This is a genomic window from Rhizobium sp. 11_C7_N12_5 (genome assembly GCF_051811145.1).
GTDB lineage: Bacteria > Pseudomonadota > Alphaproteobacteria > Rhizobiales > Rhizobiaceae > Rhizobium > Rhizobium lusitanum.
The window spans coordinates 189,617-207,720 of the sequence record NZ_JBPWPY010000003.1 but is presented as its reverse complement, the minus strand read 5'-3'; the positions used below and the strand labels follow the sequence as shown (position 1 = coordinate 207,720).

At 56.7% G+C, this 18,104-nt stretch carries 17 protein-coding genes and 4 pseudogenes; 6 read left to right on the top strand and 15 right to left on the bottom strand.

Annotated elements, in window-relative coordinates; genetic code table 11:
* Positions 1–5: 5 nt before the first annotated feature.
* The 7 genes from AB8B29_RS30330 to AB8B29_RS30300 all read right to left on the bottom strand — a co-directional run bounded on the left by AB8B29_RS30330 (position 6) and on the right by AB8B29_RS30300 (position 7,779).
* Positions 6–1,892, bottom strand: coding sequence for an amidohydrolase (locus AB8B29_RS30330; protein WP_113102322.1), 1,887 nt, complete (start codon positions 1,890–1,892; stop codon positions 6–8).
* Positions 1,893–1,919: 27 nt separating this feature from the next.
* Positions 1,920–2,189: a XapX domain-containing protein gene (locus tag AB8B29_RS30325; protein WP_037198727.1), complete on the bottom strand. Its 270-nt coding sequence runs from the start codon at positions 2,187–2,189 to the stop codon at positions 1,920–1,922.
* Between the two features lie 34 nt (positions 2,190–2,223).
* Positions 2,224–2,931 carry an alpha/beta fold hydrolase gene (locus tag AB8B29_RS30320; RefSeq protein ID WP_113102323.1) on the bottom strand — a complete coding sequence of 236 codons (708 nt, stop codon included), beginning with the start codon at positions 2,929–2,931 and terminating at the stop codon, positions 2,224–2,226.
* A gap of 129 nt (positions 2,932–3,060) precedes the next feature.
* Positions 3,061–3,717: a hydrolase gene (locus tag AB8B29_RS30315; protein ID WP_037198730.1), complete on the bottom strand. Its 657-nt coding sequence runs from the start codon at positions 3,715–3,717 to the stop codon at positions 3,061–3,063.
* Positions 3,718–3,959: 242 nt separating this feature from the next.
* Complete coding sequence (locus AB8B29_RS30310; protein WP_037198731.1) at positions 3,960–4,859, bottom strand: helix-turn-helix domain-containing protein; 900 nt, start codon at positions 4,857–4,859, stop codon at positions 3,960–3,962.
* Between the two features lie 103 nt (positions 4,860–4,962).
* Positions 4,963–5,868 (bottom strand): AraC family transcriptional regulator, encoded by a 906-nt coding sequence (locus AB8B29_RS30305; protein WP_439006971.1) that lies wholly within the window; start codon positions 5,866–5,868, stop codon positions 4,963–4,965.
* A gap of 270 nt (positions 5,869–6,138) precedes the next feature.
* Positions 6,139–7,779 (bottom strand): Na+/H+ antiporter, encoded by a 1,641-nt coding sequence (locus AB8B29_RS30300; RefSeq protein ID WP_113102324.1) that lies wholly within the window; start codon positions 7,777–7,779, stop codon positions 6,139–6,141.
* 461 nt (positions 7,780–8,240) lie between these two features.
* Here AB8B29_RS30300 and AB8B29_RS30295 point away from each other — a divergent pair, with 461 nt between their 5' ends.
* The 5 genes and pseudogenes from AB8B29_RS30295 to AB8B29_RS30275 form a co-directional block, all read left to right on the top strand.
* The gene (locus tag AB8B29_RS30295; RefSeq protein ID WP_113102325.1) at positions 8,241–8,867 is read left to right on the top strand and encodes a hydrolase; all 627 of its coding nucleotides are present in this window, start codon (positions 8,241–8,243) and stop codon (positions 8,865–8,867) included.
* A gap of 202 nt (positions 8,868–9,069) precedes the next feature.
* Positions 9,070–9,330, top strand: a pseudogene (locus AB8B29_RS30290) (type IV secretory system conjugative DNA transfer family protein); the annotation flags it as partial.
* 237 nt (positions 9,331–9,567) lie between these two features.
* Entirely contained in the window at positions 9,568–9,879 is a 312-nt protein-coding gene (locus AB8B29_RS30285; protein ID WP_092576810.1) for a WGR domain-containing protein, read from the top strand.
* 38 nt (positions 9,880–9,917) lie between these two features.
* A pseudogene (locus AB8B29_RS30280) lies at positions 9,918–10,116 on the top strand (HU family DNA-binding protein).
* Between the two features lie 612 nt (positions 10,117–10,728).
* Positions 10,729–10,914: pseudogene (locus AB8B29_RS30275) on the top strand (PRC-barrel domain containing protein); the annotation flags it as partial.
* 125 nt (positions 10,915–11,039) lie between these two features.
* Here the strand turns inward: AB8B29_RS30275 and AB8B29_RS30270 are convergent.
* The 8 genes and pseudogenes from AB8B29_RS30270 to AB8B29_RS30235 all read right to left on the bottom strand — a co-directional run bounded on the left by AB8B29_RS30270 (position 11,040) and on the right by AB8B29_RS30235 (position 15,510).
* Complete coding sequence (locus tag AB8B29_RS30270) at positions 11,040–12,185, bottom strand: SbmA/BacA-like family transporter (RefSeq protein ID WP_092576812.1); 1,146 nt, start codon at positions 12,183–12,185, stop codon at positions 11,040–11,042.
* 141 nt (positions 12,186–12,326) lie between these two features.
* Positions 12,327–12,590 carry a DUF3309 family protein gene (locus AB8B29_RS30265; protein WP_439006970.1) on the bottom strand — a complete coding sequence of 88 codons (264 nt, stop codon included), beginning with the start codon at positions 12,588–12,590 and terminating at the stop codon, positions 12,327–12,329.
* Between the two features lie 259 nt (positions 12,591–12,849).
* A complete protein-coding gene (locus AB8B29_RS30260; RefSeq protein WP_037200529.1) occupies positions 12,850–13,497 on the bottom strand; it encodes a BON domain-containing protein in 648 nt (215 codons plus the stop codon).
* A 57-nt stretch (positions 13,498–13,554) separates the two neighbouring features.
* Positions 13,555–13,797: a hypothetical protein gene (locus AB8B29_RS30255; protein ID WP_092576817.1), complete on the bottom strand. Its 243-nt coding sequence runs from the start codon at positions 13,795–13,797 to the stop codon at positions 13,555–13,557.
* A 105-nt stretch (positions 13,798–13,902) separates the two neighbouring features.
* Positions 13,903–14,070 (bottom strand): hypothetical protein, encoded by a 168-nt coding sequence (locus tag AB8B29_RS30250; RefSeq protein WP_162734460.1) that lies wholly within the window; start codon positions 14,068–14,070, stop codon positions 13,903–13,905.
* Positions 14,071–14,090: 20 nt separating this feature from the next.
* Positions 14,091–14,216, bottom strand: a pseudogene (locus AB8B29_RS30245) (BAX inhibitor (BI)-1/YccA family protein); the annotation flags it as partial.
* A 74-nt stretch (positions 14,217–14,290) separates the two neighbouring features.
* Positions 14,291–14,815, bottom strand: coding sequence for an Hsp20/alpha crystallin family protein (locus AB8B29_RS30240; protein WP_037200533.1), 525 nt, complete (start codon positions 14,813–14,815; stop codon positions 14,291–14,293).
* Between the two features lie 380 nt (positions 14,816–15,195).
* Positions 15,196–15,510 (bottom strand): ChaB family protein, encoded by a 315-nt coding sequence (locus AB8B29_RS30235; protein ID WP_376774255.1) that lies wholly within the window; start codon positions 15,508–15,510, stop codon positions 15,196–15,198.
* 322 nt (positions 15,511–15,832) lie between these two features.
* Here AB8B29_RS30235 and ligA point away from each other — a divergent pair, with 322 nt between their 5' ends.
* Positions 15,833–17,971 (top strand): NAD-dependent DNA ligase LigA, encoded by a 2,139-nt coding sequence (gene ligA / locus AB8B29_RS30230; protein ID WP_312865289.1) that lies wholly within the window; start codon positions 15,833–15,835, stop codon positions 17,969–17,971.
* Positions 17,972–18,104: the final 133 nt, after the last annotated feature.

The window sequence follows — 18,104 nt, the reverse complement described above, 5'->3', positions numbered from 1 at the left end:
CCTCCTCATACTGCCCAGCAGGCGCAACCGAGGGCTCCGAAGAAGCCCTTGAGATCAGAGATCGGCAACTTCGACGTCCAGGCATTGGCGTGGGCATGACCGTGGACGTTGCAGTCGTTGGCGCAGCCGCAGGAGGCGATCAGGCGGCGATGCAGCGAATTTCTTCCCGCACCCTCCGGCTCACCCCAGGCGGCATAGCCCTTGAAGCTGCGCACCGGCGACCAGTCGGGCATGGCGGGCGGAACGGGGTTTTCATCAAGCTCGGCGAAGGGGCCAGCGCCGTAGACGATCTTTCCGCCAACCATGGTGAGTTCGGAGGAGAGGAAGGAAATCTCGTCCTCGGCGCAGGCAAAGAAATCCTTGTCCGGCACGATGAGATCGGCGAACTGGCCTTTCTCGATGCGGCCTTTCTTGCCTTCCTCGTTGGAGAACCAGGTGACGTTCTCCGTCCACATTCGCAGCGCCGCCTCGCGATCGAGGCAGTTGGCACGAGGATAAAGTTGCATGCCGCCAATCGTCTTGCCGGTGATCATCCAGGAAAGCGACACCCAGGGGTTGTAGGAGGCGACGCGGGTGGCATCGGTGCCGGCAGAAACCTTCACGCCTTTATCCAGCATGCGGGCGATCGGTGGCGTTGCTTCTGCTGCGCCATGACCATAGCGTTCGACGAAATATTCGCCCTGATAGGCCATGCGGTGCTGGACGGCGATGCCACCGCCCAGAGCGGCAATGCGATCGATCGACTGATCGGAGATCGTCTCGGCATGGTCGAAGAACCAGTTCAGACCTTCGAGAGGGATGTCCTGGTTGACTTTCTCGAAGACGTCGAGGGCACGGCTGATGGTTTCGTCGTAAGTGGCATGCATGCGCCAAGGCCAGCGGTTCTCGGCAAGAACGCGGACGACCTCCTCCAGTTCGCCTTCCATCTCCGGCGGCATGTCGGGACGCGGCTCACGGAAATCCTCGAAGTCAGCCGCGGAAAGGACCAGCATCTCGCCGGCGCCGTTGTGGCGGAAATAGTCATCGCCCTGCTTGTACTTTACGGAGCTCGTCCAGTTGAGGAAATCTTCCTTCTCCTGCTTCGGCTTCTGGGTGAAGAGGTTGTAAGCCAGCCGCACCGTCATCTGATCTTCGTCGGCGAGTTTCTGGATGACGGCATAGTCGTCGGGATAGTTCTGGAAGCCACCGCCTGCATCGATGACACCGGTCACACCGAGACGGTTCAACTCGCGCATGAAATGACGGGTCGAGTTGACCTGATAGTCGAAGGGTAGCTTCGGCCCCTTGGCGAGCGTGGAATATAAGATGCCGGCATTGGGTTTGGCGAGCAGCAAGCCAGTCGGATTGCCATTGGCATCGCGCGTAATCTCGCCGCCAGGCGGGTTCGGCGTGTCCCTGGTGTAGCCGACAACACGCAGAGCCGCGGCATTCAGGATCGCGCGATCATAGAGATGCAGGATGAAGACCGGGGTATCGGGTGCGATCGCGTTGATCTCGTCGATGGTCGGCAGGCGCTTTTCGGCAAACTGGTGCTCGGTGAAGCCGCCGACGACGCGAACCCATTGCGGCGGCGGTGTGATCGCCACCTGCCGCTTCAGCATGTTCATCGCGTCGGCAAGCGAGCGCACGCCGTCCCAGCGCAGTTCCATGTTGAAGTTCAGGCCGCCGCGAACGACGTGCGTGTGGTTGTCGATCAGGCCCGGCAAGACGCGCTTGCCCTTGAGGTCTATCACCCGCGTCGCCGGACCGGCCAGCGCCATGACCTCGGCGTCGTGGCCGACGGCGAGAAACTTGCCGTCCTTGATTGCAACGGCGCTAGCACTTGGATTTGTGCGATCAAGCGTCTTGATCAGGCCATGATGCAGGATGAGGTCGGCGGTCGTATTTTCCATTGTCTTCGTCCTCGGTTGGAAAGGGCATCAGGCCTTATCGGAAGGCGTCGTATCGGCGGGCCGATCGCCTTTCGGCAGGTGGCCGAACACGTGCGGCTTGATCTGATGCATCCAGGAGACGGCGGCCGGCTCCTTGTTGATCAGGGTCTTGGCGAAGGGAATGATTTGCTCTCCGACGAGGATACCGAGGAGACCGACGAGGGCGATGACGGGCGGAGCCGGCGAACGGACGTTCAGCAGGCTATAAACGATACCGACGAGCAAGCCCGCCCCGAGTGAGAGAAGGTAAATTTTCACGAGTATCTGTCCTGTGGGGTTAGCGCGTTGGCGTCTAGCGTGCGGATGTCTCGGAAACCGCCTCGAGAATGACGGAGGCAACCGCGTCCGGTTGAGAGAGCAACGACATATGGCTGGCTTTGAGTTCTGTTGTGCGGGCTTTCAGCTTTTTGGCTAATGCCCGTTGAAGCTCGACGCTGACGGCGCGGTCTTCGGTCGAGACAGCGTACCAGTTCCTGCGATCGGACCAGGCCGCCTCGGTCACCTTGTCGGAAAACGTTCCAGCGCCAAGCGGCGGCTGGACAGCAGCCAGGACACGCGCCTCTTCTTCGGGCAAATCCTGGGCGACGTCATTGATCCAGCCATCCACGCTCATCATGTAGCTGCCGCCACGGTCGAGACTTATCTTCCCCAGGCCGGGAGGCGACGGATAGGCAGCGACCTGATCGCCCGTCGACTGGCCGACATCCGGCGCGAAAGCGGCGACATAGACCAAAGCCTTCACCTTGGGATCGTTGCCCGCTTCGGTAATGACCGTCCCTCCCCAGCTATGCCCGACGAGAACGACGGGTCCGTCGATCCCGTTCAAGGCATGGCGGACGACCTGGACATCGGCCGATAGAGACGTCGTCGGATTTTGGACGGCAACGACAGAGGCACCCTGCTTCTGCAGGCGGGAAATGACGGATCGCCAACTGGATGCGTCTGCCCATGCCCCATGCACGAGGACGACAGTGGCGCGATTCGACGGTGAAGCGTTCATGGTTCGCTCCTTGCGTTTGAGTCACAACGGATTGGGCGTACCGTGGTGCAGAAAAATCGCACCACGGAGCAAGGCAGGGATTTGGCCGCGACGACGTTATTTTTCGGAAGTCGCGGCAGGTTGCTCCGCTCAATGAGCTTCGGAGGCGCCGAACATGGTCTTGGCGTAGATGATGCCGAGGCCGTAGGAACCGCCGAACTTCTTGGCAATACCCGTGGTCATGTCGTAGGTCTCGGTGCGTGCCCAGTCGCGCTGCAGCTCGAGCAGATACTGAAGCGACGTCATCGGCTGTGCGCCTGCCTGAACGATACGGTCCATGGCCCGATTGTGAGCTTCGTCGGATACGTCGCCGCAGGCATCCGCCAGTACGAAAACTTCGAAGCCCTGTTCGATAGCCGACAGTGCAGGTCCGACGATGCAGACGCCGGTCCACAGGCCGCAGAGGACGATGCGCTTCTTGCCGATACGGTTGACTTCTCTAATAACCTCAGCGTCTTCCCAGGTGTTCATCGACGTGCGGTCGAAGAGCTTCTGCTCGGGAAAAGCATCGGTGATCTCGGAGAACATTGGGCCAGAAAAGCTCTTTTCGGCGACCGTCGTCAGAATTGTGGGGACGCCAAAGCCCTTGGCGCCGTGGGCAACGAGAGCCGCGTTATTCCGCAGATTGATAGCATCGATGCTTTTCGTCGCAAAAGACATCTGCGACTGAAAATCGATCATGATCAGCGTGTGATCCTTCGGAGTGAGAAGCTTCGAGCCCGGCGTCGGTGTCGCATTTACAGTCATCGTATTTCCTCAAAAGCGTTGAGCTGAACTGCGTCGGCATTCAGCAAAATTGCGTTGACGGAGAGGATGATGCCCGCTGCCGCAACAATCTTCTTGTCGCTTAGAAGGACGATTTGGATGTTCGGACTGTTTCGGAGTCCACGGATCCCGACACTGAAAAGCTGGCGGGGGCCAGTAAAATCTCGGGCGCAAAAGCGTTCGCGCCTATTCAGAGGCGCCGCCTCGAACGTATTCAGAAATTTTTACGATGGCTTATCAACTGATTTCGGTCGGTGCTGCCGCCGCCACGTTGCAGGCGGATGGCCGGCAATATCGGAAAAAGCACGCGTCATATGGCTCTGGTCGGCAAAGCCGCATGCAACTGCCACCTCTGGAATTGACAGATCGGAGAGCAGGAGGTCTTTCGCCTTCGAAATGCGATACTCCATCACCCAGCGATACGGCGTTCTGCCGAATGTTTCCTTAAAAGCCCTGATGAAATAGCTGCGTGACAAGCCGCATATCTGAGCAAGATCGGTGACCGAAACTTGTGCAAAGGCGTTTGTGGTCAGGAATTCGAGTACTCTCTTCTCTTGCCACGGCGCGAGAACACCGTTCTTCTTCGTCGAAAAATACTGGCTGCCATAGGTCTGCGTCAGATGCGTCAACAACACTAAACTGATCTGCTCGAAAAATAGTTGATTGGCCTGATGGCGGCGCACCAGATAGGGCAAAACAGCCTGGGCAAGGCCAAGAATAACATCGTCCTTCGTGCCGGGCCTGCAATCGAACCCGTCGAATTGCGGACGGCCGATATCCTCCAGGAACGAGCGAACAAATGACAAGGGTATGTTGAATCGCAAGTTATCGAATGGCGAGAGATGATGGCATTGCCACTCGTCTCTGAGATCGGTGATCGCGATCGCGCCCTTCGGATGACCGCCTTCGAAAATAAGCACATTATTTTTCCAAAGCCGATGCATCTTGAAATCGGTCAATTGGATAATGACAGACACCGCTTCATCACGTTTGCTCGGTGGAGCAATCGGGAGATCGTCTCGGTCGTAACTCAAGCGCGTTACGGTGATGGCCGACGCTTTCATCGTCCATCGATTGGGAGCTGGTATTCGAGGCGAATCTACGCCTTCGGATTCTCTTTCCAATGTCCACTCCGGCAAACCCACCCTCACCGACCGCGACGCTACGGTATTTCTCTGGTAAAATCCAACGATTTTTTTACGAAAAAACGGTTCCGGTTGGTTAGCCCTAGTTGATGTAGCCGGCTCGCCAAACTGCCGGCGTTACGCCGGTTTCACGGGAAAATACCTTGGTAAAATGACTTTGATCCACGAAGCCACACGCGTCAGCGATCATTTTCAGTGATGCCTCGCTTCCGCGCAGCAGCTCCTTTGCGGCCTCCACGCGCGCATGCATCAGCCATTGATGGGGCGTGACGCCGGTCACCTTCTTAAATCCCTGTGAGAAATGATTAGCGGAGAGGCCAGCCGCGGCAGCGATTTCCGCGACGGACAATTCACGCGCAAGGTTTTTCCTCATGAATTCTTTTGCCGCGGCTTCGCGATTATAGGGAAGGATCGCGTCGTCCAGGCCAGCCTCCGTCTCCCCAATGAGGTCCTCGATCAGATGAGAGCATATCGCAATTGCCAGGTGTTTCAGGAGTGACTCCCACGACGCAGTCTGTCGATCAAAGAGCGAGAGAACGATGTCGGTGAGATTGCTTAAGACCGGATCCCTCTCGCCCCTTCGACACCGCAGCTGGATTGTCGTGCTCGCTCTGGATAATTCCCCGACCTCTTGGATAAGTGTCTTTGGCAGAAAAAAAGTAGCGGAATGAAGGTCTGCGTGTAAGACGATGGATGCTCCTTCGGAGAGGTCAACAAGGCAGACCGATCCTCGCTCAAATCTGCGGGGCAGCGTCCTGGTTCCATCCGGCAAGATATCGCAATGATGCGCTTCCTTGGTGTACACCATCAGGAAGTAGGCATCGCAAACGGGAAGGCAGACAATCGGCCTCTCGCCGTCAGCGACATCCTTGGCGATTCTCGTCACGCAAATAGATGAAGACCTGACAGGCACGGTGTTCAGCGAGGCGGCCTCTGGAAGGCCGAAATACGGACCTAGCGTGTTCAATTCAAGATAGGCCAGGCTCAATCCCGCTCCTCCAAGACGCTTTCACGTGTTCGCGAGACCCGCGAAAAAACAATTGCCCCCACAGACCATATAATTCTCTACCGCATAGGTACGCAACGGTCATCCCACCGAAACTCAGATTTCAACCTCGGTGAGAACCAGCCTCACCGCAACCAATGAAATTATCTTGTACAATCTTACGCCCACGGTCGCAAAGGTCTCGAATCCGCAAAAGTGGCTTTAATAACTGTCCAACACCGAGGAATAGCGGCCCGCATCAATGCATGTCTCTCATCCCAGGGAACGCAGCGGGGACCCGGATTTATAACCGACCGGCAGCGCTACGGATCGCAATCGGTTCTCGGCGGCTATTTCCTGCAGATCCAGCTCATGTTCGAGATCGCGCATTACGCGGTCTTGGATTTCGCCTGCCCTATGCATATGCAGAATTTCGGCACGGCCAGCTTGAAGCGCGACGAGAACCGCCTTGAAGTGGGCCACTTTGATGCTTTCGTGTGTGTCACGGTCAGCTTCGTACTGAGCGGCAACCTCAGCCCGATGCCGGTATTGTTCGAGTAGCCGAGGATGTTTTTCGCCACCATCCTCTTTCCGTGAGCACTCTTGGATGGCGTGATACTGAGATTCCGCCACGCGCCTCCATGCCGAAGCTTCGTTCTCCCGAAAATGCTGCTCTTCGTCGGGACTAGCCACTCGCAACAAGGCTGCAAGAGGGGCAAGGGTCGAGCCTTGCACGAGCACTGTCACTATGATGACCGCAAACGCCGCTATGAGGACGACGTCTCTCCCGGGCATATGTTCTGGAAGCGACAAAGCCCCGGTAAGCGTCACCACACCGCGCATCCCAGCCCAACTGATAATCGTGGCCGTTGCCAGCGAGGACGGTTTTTCGCGCGTGTGACCTCTAAGCAGCAAAAGGCGTTTCAGTGTCCCTGTTGCGAGTAACCATGCAAACCGCGCGAGTATCACTGTCAGAACGACGGCGGAAACCGGAAGGATTAGATCGCCGATCCCCTTCTCTGCACCACCTATTCGGTCAAGCACACCTCGCAACGACAGGCCTACCAGGATGAAAAGCAGGGACTCCAGCAGAAAGACCAGCGCCTTCCAGAACGCTTGAGCTCGCACCCGGGTCGAAGCCGAAAAGGTTTCATGCTGATGAAATCCCAGAATCAGCCCAGTCGTAACGGTCGACAGAACACCCGAACTATCAAGGCGTTCAGCCCCGATATAAGAGAGCGCGGCCAGGAGAAGCGTTGCCGTAATGATCAGCTCGCTGTCGCGTAGCCTGCGGATTACCCAAACCCCTACCAAACCAACAACAAGGCCGATGATCACCCCTCCGGCCGTTACCCACGTGAAGGCGCCGATGGCTTCGGGAATGCTGAAGCTCCCGGTCAGGGCCGCGGCCACGGCAAACCGCAGCAGGACGAGGCCGCTGGCGTCGTTGACCAAGCTCTCGCCTTCGAGAAGTGCGGAAATCCGGCTAGGAAGGCGGAGCCTCTCGAGAACTGCTCCGGCGGCAACGGCGTCCGGTGGCGAGACGATTGCGCCCAATGAGAACCCCACGGCCCATGGCAATTGGGGTAAAAGGAGATGGAAGACGGTTCCGACGGTCAGTGTCGTGAATACAACGGCGCCCAGTGCCAGTGAGGCAATCTCCGCGAAATGCTTCTTGAACTCGTGCCAGACCGTGAAATAGGCGCCGCTCATCAAGAGAGGCGGCAAGAAGATCAGCATGATCATTTCTGGATCGATCTTGATCGTTGGAACGCCTGGCATTAGCGCAAGAACCACGCCGCCGACGATGAGCGCTGCCGCTGGCGGCAAACGCAAACGGCGAGCGATAAGCTCGAGCACGATCGTCGCCATCAGCAGAAGAACTAGAAATTCGTATGTTGATTCAACTGACATGTGGGCTCGAGTTTGACTTAGCCTTTAGCTACGGCACCGGAAATTCGTCCAAGCAACTTCAGCCGGGCCAAGTCGCATGGTGCAAGACGTAAAGAAAATACTGGCAGCGAGATTGGACGATTGCGCTGGCGTTGGAGAAAAGCACTGCCGATTTCGCCCATCGAGCGCGAAACCCTATTTACTCTCCAGCCTCTCCAATCAGGCTGTCGCGAGCGTCCGGCAGCCATTCTGCGAGTGTTCATTCCTGGCACGCTCGCAATCACCATCTGATGCGATCCGATACGAGAGCGCTCCTTCCCACCTCCGGCCAAACCGACCGCGCAAGCAACCAGGTCGCAACCATGTTCGTGGCCGATCTGAGGGCATTCCGACAAGTTCGAGTGCAATCGACAAGATAATGCAGACGCTCTGATCTTATTCTCCGCTCGACATCATGCCTTACAATCCCACGGAGATCCGTCATGGCCAAAATTCCGCTTCTCACCCCCGCTGATTGCGCTCTGGTCCTGGTTGATGAACAGGCAGGCCTTGCCTTTGCAGCCGGTTCAGCGGACCGGCAGCTTTTGCGCAGCAACGCCGTGGCCCTGGCGCGAACGGCAACAGCCTTTTCGATACCCGTCGTCGTCAGCACGTCTGCATCCAAGGTCTACAGCGGGCCGCTCATGCCGCCTCTGCGGGCCGTATTAGCCGATATAACCCCAATCGAGCGACGCAATATGAATCTTTGGGAAGACGAAGCGGCCAAGGCGGCAATCGTCGCCACAGGCCGCGAGACGCTTGTCTTCGCAGGGCTGCTGACCGAGGCCTGTGTCAGCTTTCCCGTGCTGTCGGCGCTCGCCGATGGCTACAAGGTTTACGTCGTCGCCGACGCATGCGGCGGCCTGACGTCGTCCAGCCACGATGCAGCGCTTCGACGATTGGAGCAGGCAGGCGCGATCATAACTTCGTGGCTGCAGTTTCTGCTTGAGATGCAGCGGGACTGGACAAGGCACGACACGTACGAGGCCGCACGAAGCATCGTTGTTGACCACGGCGGCGGTTATGGCATTGGGCTCGACTATGCCCGTGACATGGTGAAACCCGCCTGAGGAGCCCACGATGACTTTCGATTCCAATCCGACAGCATGGCAGATTGTTCCAGTTCGTAGCTTCGACCAGTCGGAGAGATCTTCAGAGCATCTAGCCGTGCCTTGACCGACGCACATTATGGAGTTCAGCGCAAAATCCACCAAGTTTGCCATTTTGGTCGTGACCCTGCGACTGTCATGAAAGGTAAAGTCTTTCATTGCCTTGTCTCGAGCGCGGCCCAGTCAGCGCCAAGCAGAAGAACGAGTTGGTTCACTGCGGAACGCTATAACGGCTGCATATCGTGATTGTACGAAAACCTTTGGGCCTCCCCGTTCGTCGCAGATGTCGGGATCATCGCGGATACGCTCGAAGCGGCTCACGCGTCGGCCACTGATCCTTCCGCATGAGGTTCTGCGCATGCGCGGCGACGAACAAATCGTGTTCACCGCCGGCAACCCGCCGCTCAGGTGCGGGCGGGCTATCTAGTTCCGGGGCGACGACATGAAAGCATCTGTCGGCGAGAGCCGATTTTACAGGAACGTCGAACGTATGAAACGACGTGAGTGACGATGACTAGCGCCCCACCAGATACCGTCTTCGTCACCACCAGCGGCAAGTCAGCGTCGGCGGCAACCTGAGATCACGAAAATGAATCCGTGCGCATCGAACGATTCAAAACTCTGATTGGACGCCGGAATCCGAACGCGCGATTCTGCGTAGATGATCGTTCAACCCTATCACCTTTATATCGAGCGTATCGAGCCTGAGAAGAATATGGCACGGTTCTATGCGCTTGCCGTCCAACCGACACTCTTTGGAGAAGTGTCGCTGGTGCGCAGTTGGGGGAGGATCGGGACACACGGCCAGCAGAAGGTGCACGTCTTTAATGAAGAGAAGCATGCTGTTGAGCTGTTCCTCGAGCTTCTCCGCAAAAAACGAAATCGAGGCTACAAACCAAAACCAGCTGTGGAAATCCGGACTATCCGGCATTCGTCCTCGCAGCGCGTCAATGATAAACTCATCGCAAGCTGACAGGGATTCCGTCTTCATAAATTATGCGAGGGAATTCCATGACCACCACCAATGAAATTGCCGACAAGATCGCGGCCGACAACAGCCTGACGAAGGTCCAGGCCAAAGGCATCGTCGAAGCCGTGTTCAAGGCAATTGCAGAAGCTGCCGGCTCCGACGCTGAGACCTCCATCCCGGGCTTCGAAGAAGCTGATATTTGCGCCTGCGGAGGCGCTCAAGGATGCACTGAACAAATGATCCTCAAAAGGGAAGGCTCGCCTTTCGGCGGGGCCTTCGATGCAATCAGTCTTGGCTCGAGTGAGCGAGCAGATGGAGTTGGCGGATGTGATTTTCGTTAAGCGGGATCGCGTCGAAGGAGGAGAGGATCGTTTCCATCACCTCGGCATAGCCTGCGACCTCCCGTTCGTCTCGGCTGGTGAACGAGCCGAGACGGAGGTTCGAGAGCAGTCGTTCGACGTCGCGGTCCCTTCATTTGGCGCCCTCAATACGGATCGACGATCCAATGCTTTCGATCGTCGCGACTCGAGACAGCCGTGTGGCAACTTGGCGAGAGAACGTGCGAGCGTCGAGGCCGGCGCGGGAGTGTTCTCTAGTACTTCGTCGGTCATGGAGCGAGGCACTCGTCGCATATCCCGCAACCATCGTCATCCATGCTGGATAACGATCGGGCTTTATGACAGCAAAGGCACGTAACCCTATCCGGTCCGGGCGTGTCTTCGCGCACAGGCGGCAGTATCTCGACTGAGCTTTCGGACAGCATATTGGGCACCATTCGATCCATTGCAGAATTGCCTGTAGAACTAGTTAAAAGATAAGAAGCCTCAAATCCTGCACAAGGCCGCAAGCTGCACGCACGTCCACGATGCCGGCAGCCAGGCGATCATCGACGTCGGCGGGTTTCTCAGAATAGGCGCCAAGCCGGTTGCGGTTCCGTTGACGGACCTTGACTTCATGGGTGATGAGGATTGCGAGGTCCATGCGGTCACGACCTGGACCAAGGACCAGCTTAAGGACATGCCTGAGCATCGCCGTTAAAAAATGGACACGGGACGGAGCCGTGGCCAACTGGGCGTGGACAAAGTCCATTGCCCACACATGGTTGGAATGGGTTGCTTCCGAGCCTTGACCCGACTTTCTGTGACGCCGACTGCGTGGCGAACTTAATCGCGCCCTTCGCTATCAAGCTGATCAAGCACCATGAGCAACGAAGCGACGCGATTGATCGAGGAAAGGCAGTCCGCCAAACTCGCATAGTTGTCGACCAGCCAATTGAGCGCCGCCTGGACAATAACGAACGCTGCGGTCACCTGGGCGACCTCACCCAGTGACATCGTCCCAACCAAATACTTCGGAGCGCATAGGACCCAGCCGATGACCGGGGCGAGCAATACGTTTCCCTGAGATACGAGGGTCGTACGCATCAGCTGGGCGCACAGCTCACGCCAACGATTTATTACGTCATCTAGCGCTAGACTGAGCGAGTGCTGCTGTTGAATCTCTCCTTGCGATCTCGCCGCCGCCGTGTCGCGTTCACGCAAATTCGAGCCAATCGAACGAAACTGCGCCTCGGCAGCGTTCTTGCCGGCAATAATTTTCACCATACGACGACCGATGATGGTCATTGCGAGAGTCATAAGCGCCGAATAGGTCGCAACTGCGATGACCAAATATTTGGGCACCGTCAATTCATGTCCGACGACGCCGATGACGAGGTCGCCACCGACATTCCAAAGTATGCCGATAAAGATTCCCGCACTGAGTACCGCCTTCAGCAAGCCTACTGCCATGCTGACTGGGGCATCAGTTGCAACGCGGGCATCTTCCGCGATCCGATATTCAGCGTTCTGATCCTCGCCGACGGCAAATGGAAGTTTTCGGAACAGGTCATTGGCGAGCCAACGATCAATCAAATGCTGTGTCAGCCATGCACGCCATCGTCGCTGCGTCGTCATCTGCGACCAGACACCAAGAACCGCAACAAGAATGCTTGCACCGGCAAGCGGCAAGAAAAGCAGTGCCTGGGCTCTCAGGACGGCGCTGTCACGACGCCCAAAAGCGTCAAAAAAATCGCGCCCCCAATAGTTCAGGCGATATTGGATCAGCAATTGCAGCAACACGCTTGCTAAGAGAGCCGCAGTCGGCAACCATGCCGTTAAGGCCTTTGGGCCTCGCCAGAAGCCCGACGCACTCCGCCAGAAGCGGCTGACCAACGCGCGTCGGCGATCCACCGGAAAACCTGCTGTTGGGGCCGTCTCTCGGACCGACGCTTCGACATTTCTTGGTGGAGGCGGGTTGTGCTTTTGCAACGCAGAGGCTCCCTGGTGGTATGTAGCCGCTTCTGCAACAGTGGGGATGCATCCAGCCTGATCTTCTCTTGCCCGTGAGCTGACACTCCGACAATTCGTGGCACGACTTGCAAACGGCGCGTAACCGGACAAATCGCTGCTTTAGAAGCGTCCCATGTGTCCACCAAACAACAAAATAACCAGGACGACGATAAGCAGAAGACCGACACCGCCCAATCCCCTTCCGCCATATCTACTATAGCCATAGTATCCGCCGCCGCCGAACAGCAAGAAGAGGATCAGGACTATCTCAGGACTATCAATAGTAGAGACATGGGTCGCCTCCTCGGGCTCGCCTCGCGCTTCATTGGAATACGGCTTTTGTCGATCGCCCAGATATTGCAAATCTGCGATCGAGCAGAGCACGCCGATACAAACGCCTATTGAACTAGCGAACCAAACCTAACAGCATTGCAGAGAACTACATTGATCCGCGTCAAAATTGGCGGACGGAACCTCATCCGCAACGAGCAGCAATGGGCCGTTAAGATCGGTGGTAGACCAGGACGGCCCGGATCGGTGGCGCAGCTCGTATCTGGTGTCTGTGCAGGCCCACGGACTTGAATCGAAGATTTGGTGCGACACGTTTGACGTCGCACCAAATCCCTTTCTTCGTCGAATGAGATCACCCGACCGCGATTTGATCAATCACGTTCTTGATCCCCGGAACGGACCAGGCCGCACGGTCCGCCGCTGTCCGTTCCGACCAGGTATGAACCTTACCCTTAAGAGTGACGCTGCCGCCGGAAACTTCAACGCTGATGCGTTGGGATTCGAGTCCCGCGTCCCGTTTGAATGCGTCCTCGATCCGCTTCTTCACATCATTGGCACTGACGCGTGGGGTGATCTCCACCATGTTGGATAGACCAACCACCCCAGCAAGGTCGCGAACGGTATCAGCCGCAGCGTTCTTCTGATACTGCCATTCGACTTTACCTGTGAGCGTGACCCAGCCCTTTTGGACCTTGACCTGGACAGCGCCCTTCGGAACGGACACATTCCAGTCGAGCATTTTCACGGCCCGGCTGGCGATGTCTTCGTCTTCCGTTTCATAAGTGCCGAAAACCCTGATTTCGATCTCCTCGGCAATGCCGCGAACGCCCTTCACTCGCTTCACGACCCGTTCGGCGGTTTCCTTTTGGGAATACGAGCTGACATGGCCAGTGAGGGTTGCGATGCCATTGTCGACAGCGACGCCGATACTCGCGGCGTCGATGCTCGGTTCGAATTCAAGTTCATCGAGAATGTTTTGTCTCAGGGTGATATCGTCCATGACTTGCTCCTTTCAGCTCTTCTGGACTTGTAAGCAATCGACGAAAGGCGCCCCCGTTTAAACCGGAAGCACGACGCCGTCGTTTGCGGATTTCGCGCGCAGTCGGGCTTTCTGCTGGAGCAAAGCCCCACGCAAGGCATCTAGCCGTGCACGCGATTGCTGAATTCGGATTCGCTCTGCGGAGATAACGGCCAGGTGTGTAATTCGCGGGCCCTTGGTAACCGCATCGCTGCCATTATTACCGGTCATCAGGCCGACGAGGCCCATAGAAGAGACCGCAATTGCCGTTAATATCTTCATCTTTACTCTCCATCAGAAATAAAGAAAGGGCGTTCGCAAAAACACCAAGCACCCCGCGGAAACCTGAGGGCTCTTCAGATTGATTTTTGCAAATAGTAAGCAAAATCAGAATACTACGACGTTGATTTGAATCAAATTATTGCTCTTCCAATACGGATTTCCTGACTTGTTCTTGCCCGGAAACTGCATGAAGTGCAGGCTGGCTGCGGCGCCGGCGCCAACGGCTCGGTCGCCGGCCATCAGCGCAACAGAAGCAGTTGCCCGGTGGCTCACTCCTGGCGCCAAATCAATCGCTATGCCCGTCGTTGACCGGTGAACCGCAAGAGCATCACGAACAGATTGATAAAATCGAGATAGAGCGTGAGGGCTCCCATCAGCGCCTTTTTTGATAGCGTTTCATCCGGGTCGCTTTCTGCATACGCAGAACATGCTGAAACCGACATACCGATGGTGCGCCACAACGGATGGCGCACCGAAGGCGACTCGCGGGACATCAGGCCGTCTTGACGGTAATCTTCTTTTCCGCCTTCTTTGCTTCGGCGGTCTTTGGCAATTTGACCGTCAGCACGCCCTTGGCGAACTGGGCGTCGATCTTGTCGGCATCGACGCCCTCAGGAAGTTGGAAACTGCGCTGGAAGGAACCGTAGCGGCGTTCGGACAGATAGTAATCCTTCCGCTTGTCTTCCTTTTCCTCGCTCTTCTCTCCCGTGATCGTCAATGTGTGATTGGAAAGTTTGACCTCGACGTTTTTTTCATCAAGGCCGGGAAGCTCCGCCGTGATCTCGTAGCCGCCATCTTTCTCGACGAGATCGATGGCTGGAGCGATCTGCCATTCGGCGCGGGAGATACGGGGCACTTCGAAATCGAGCATTTTCGACGGCAGACGCCAATCGAACGGACGGAAGCCGTCGAACACGCGGTCGATTTCTCGACGCAGGGTCTCAAACGGTGCCCATTGTTCAGCCTTTGCAGGCACAGAGGATTTCTGGATAGGCAGTTTTGTAACGGCGTCAGCCATGGCTCATCTCCTGGAGTTGGACAAATCCCTACAGGCACCGCCAATCCTTGCTCTTCCGCCTTAAGTTCTCCCGAAGGCGCAAAAGCAAAAGGGCGGCAAATCCTGCCTGCCGGATGTCACTGCCAATACAGGTTCATGACTCTGTCGATGCGTCAGGGACGCTTCATCTTGCGTCGCGTCACCTAATCTGGCTCGATCCCGCAGGAATTTTAGAGAACGCTCTTCTAAGCACTCCTTCATTGATGTGGATCAAAACGCGTGACCATGGTTCGTTTCTGCACGGAGGCCGAACTGTCTCATTGTTGCCGCGACCACATGAGGGATCGGTTTACTTTGAGGAAGACCAGGGAACCGGAGACGAATGATGGGAGAGATACCCATCAGGCTCGGGAGATCCACTCGTCCCGCTGTTTGACGTAAAGCCGTTTGACGGCTGCCCAAGCAACACGGTGTGCAATCTGTTCCCGCACCCTGCCGCGGTCGGCATATTCCTCCCATGCATTGTTGAACGCTGCCCGATAAATTTCCTGAGCATGGATCGGCAGATGATTGCCAACGGAAGGAGGCAATTCTCCTATCGAATTGTAAGGCATCGACGTCATTCTCCTTAAAGAATCGGCAGGGCTGGAGAGGGCGAAGTCGCTGAGAATAAACGCAAAATCGCCGCTGGTCGCCCGCCATAAAGCGCGGTTCAAATGACATTTCTTTCGACATTGGCGGATTCTCGCGCGAAATCGACCGCTCCACACGAATGCATTCTGAACGAGCAGCCTTGGCAGCGCATTGCGCGCAATCAAACTGCGAAGACGGCGAATTTGGCGCCAGATCGACTGTGATTGATCAAGATCATCGTGTCGATTGCTCCAGCTGTTACAAATGAGATGCGGCCTGGAGCCCTCGATGCCTTCGCCGATTCAAGCCTGAAGGCAAGAGTCGATGCCTCGGCGGCATCCACAACCGGGATTCGGATTGGGTCTGACATGCTTACCTCCGGCAACACCAGGGCTGAGTTCGACAGTGAAAAACACCAACGACATTGCTGCTGACGATCTCACCACCGCACAAGCCGCTGCTGAACTCGAACGGCTTGCAAAGGAAATCGCCGCTCACGATCAGCGCTATTATCAAGAGGATCGGCCAACAATCACCGACGCGGAATACGACGCGCTTCGCGCCCGCAACGCTGCGATCGAACAACGATTTCCACAATTGCTACGCGCCGACTCCCCGTCCCTGAGGGTTGGCGCCGCATCGGCGACCGAATTCCGCAAAGTCCACCATGTCGTGCCGGTTCTTTCCCTTGAAAATGCCATGTCCGATGAAGAAGTCAGCGATTTCTTCGACCGGATCTGCAGGTCGCTCAAAATTCGGGGAACGGAAGCCATCGCCTTCAGCGCGGAACCAAAGATCGATGGTCTTTCGATATCGTTGCGATACGAGAAGGGTGCCCTTGTCACTGGCGCCACACGTGGTGACGGCGCCGAAGGTGAAGACGTTACTGCCAACATCAAAACGGTGACAGAAATACCCCAGCGGCTGCGTGGCGGCAACGTGCCGGATATTTGTGAGGTGCGGGGAGAGGTTTATATGACCAAGACCGATTTCCTGAAACTCAACGCAGCTCAGGTGGCGGCCGGCAAGCAAACCTTCGCCAATCCGCGCAATTCGGCAGCCGGCTCCTTGCGCCAGAGGGATCCGCGGATTACCGCCTCTCGTCCCCTCGGTTTCTTCGCATATGCCTGGGGCGAAATGAGCCGGATGCCGGCGGCTACTCAATCCGACATGATGCGCTGGTTTGCTTCCTGCGGATTTAAAACGAACCCTCTGGCCAGGACTTGTCATTCGGATCGAGAATTGCTCGCGTTTCATCAAGAAGTCGAGGAGATTCGGGCGAAACTCGACTACGATGTCGACGGCGTCGTCTATAAGGTGGACAGGATCGACTGGCAAAACAAGCTCGGTTCGATCGCACGTAGCCCACGCTGGGCGATCGCTCACAAATTTCCACCGGAACGCGCCGTAACCGTCCTGACGGATATAGAGATGCAGGTGGGGCGCACGGGCGTCCTGACGCCAGTTGCTAAGCTTGAGCCAATCAATATTGGGGGCGTCGTCGTTAGAAGGGCCACGCTTCATAACAAGGATTACATCGCAGGCATCAGCGCAAACCGACAGGTTATTCGTGGGGGACGCGACATTCGCATCAATGATACAGTCGTCATCGAACGCGCCGGTGACGTGATCCCGCAAGTTGTTGACGTCTTACCGGAAAAGCGATCAAAAACCTCCCAACCCTACGATTTTCCAACGACATGCCCGTGCTTCCTGCGGACGGAGGTCGTGCGAGAGTTGACACATTCCGGGGAGCAAGGCGCCCATCTGCGCTGTTCGGGAGAATTGGCCTGCCCCTACCAAAAGATCGAACATCTCAAGCTGCTGGCATCCCGTCACGCCTTCAATATCGAAGGTCTCGGAGAACAGAAAATAGAATTCCTCTTCAAACATGGTTGGATTTGCGAGCCCGCCGATATCTTCACATTGGCAGGGCGCGCCAGCGACATCGGCCTCGCAGGCCAGCAGGGTTTCGGTAAAAAGTCCGCTCAAAATCTGTTTCGCGCGATTGAGATGCGCCGCCGTATTGCCCTTGATCGCTTCATCTATGCGCTGGGCATTCGCCATGTGGGCGAGACGACAGCCTTGGTCCTGGCCAGAACCTATCGCTCATGGAGCCAATTTGAAGCCGCATGTTTGAAAATCGCGGCGGGCGATGCGGGAGCGAGACAGGAAATGAATGCGCTCGACAAAATCGGCGACACCGTCATCGACAGCATCGCGTCCTATTTTGGTGAGACTCACAATCTCGACATCGTCCGGCGCCTCATCGGGCAAGTAGTTATCCTTGACATGCCGCGATCCGACATTCTGTCGCCCGTGGCAGGACGGATCGTCGTCTTTACAGGATCGCTGACATCGATGACGCGCGAAGAGGCGGAAGAGCAGGCGGAACGGCTTGGCGCCAGAGCCGCAACTTCGGTCTCGGGGAAAACCGACTTTGTCGTTGCCGGCCCAGGCGCCGGGTCGAAGCTTGCCGAGGCAAAAAGGCTCGGGGTCACGGTTCTGTCTGAAGCGGAATGGCTGAGGATGGCGCGCGGGTAGGTGTCAAGGCTCAACAACGCAGCTGGTCAGCACACATATTCCTCCAATCGGTCCGACAATCATGCAAGTTGTGATGAGTGTGTGAACCACCTGGATAGCAATCCGCCCGCTTCGTGCTTGTTTGACCATCTGC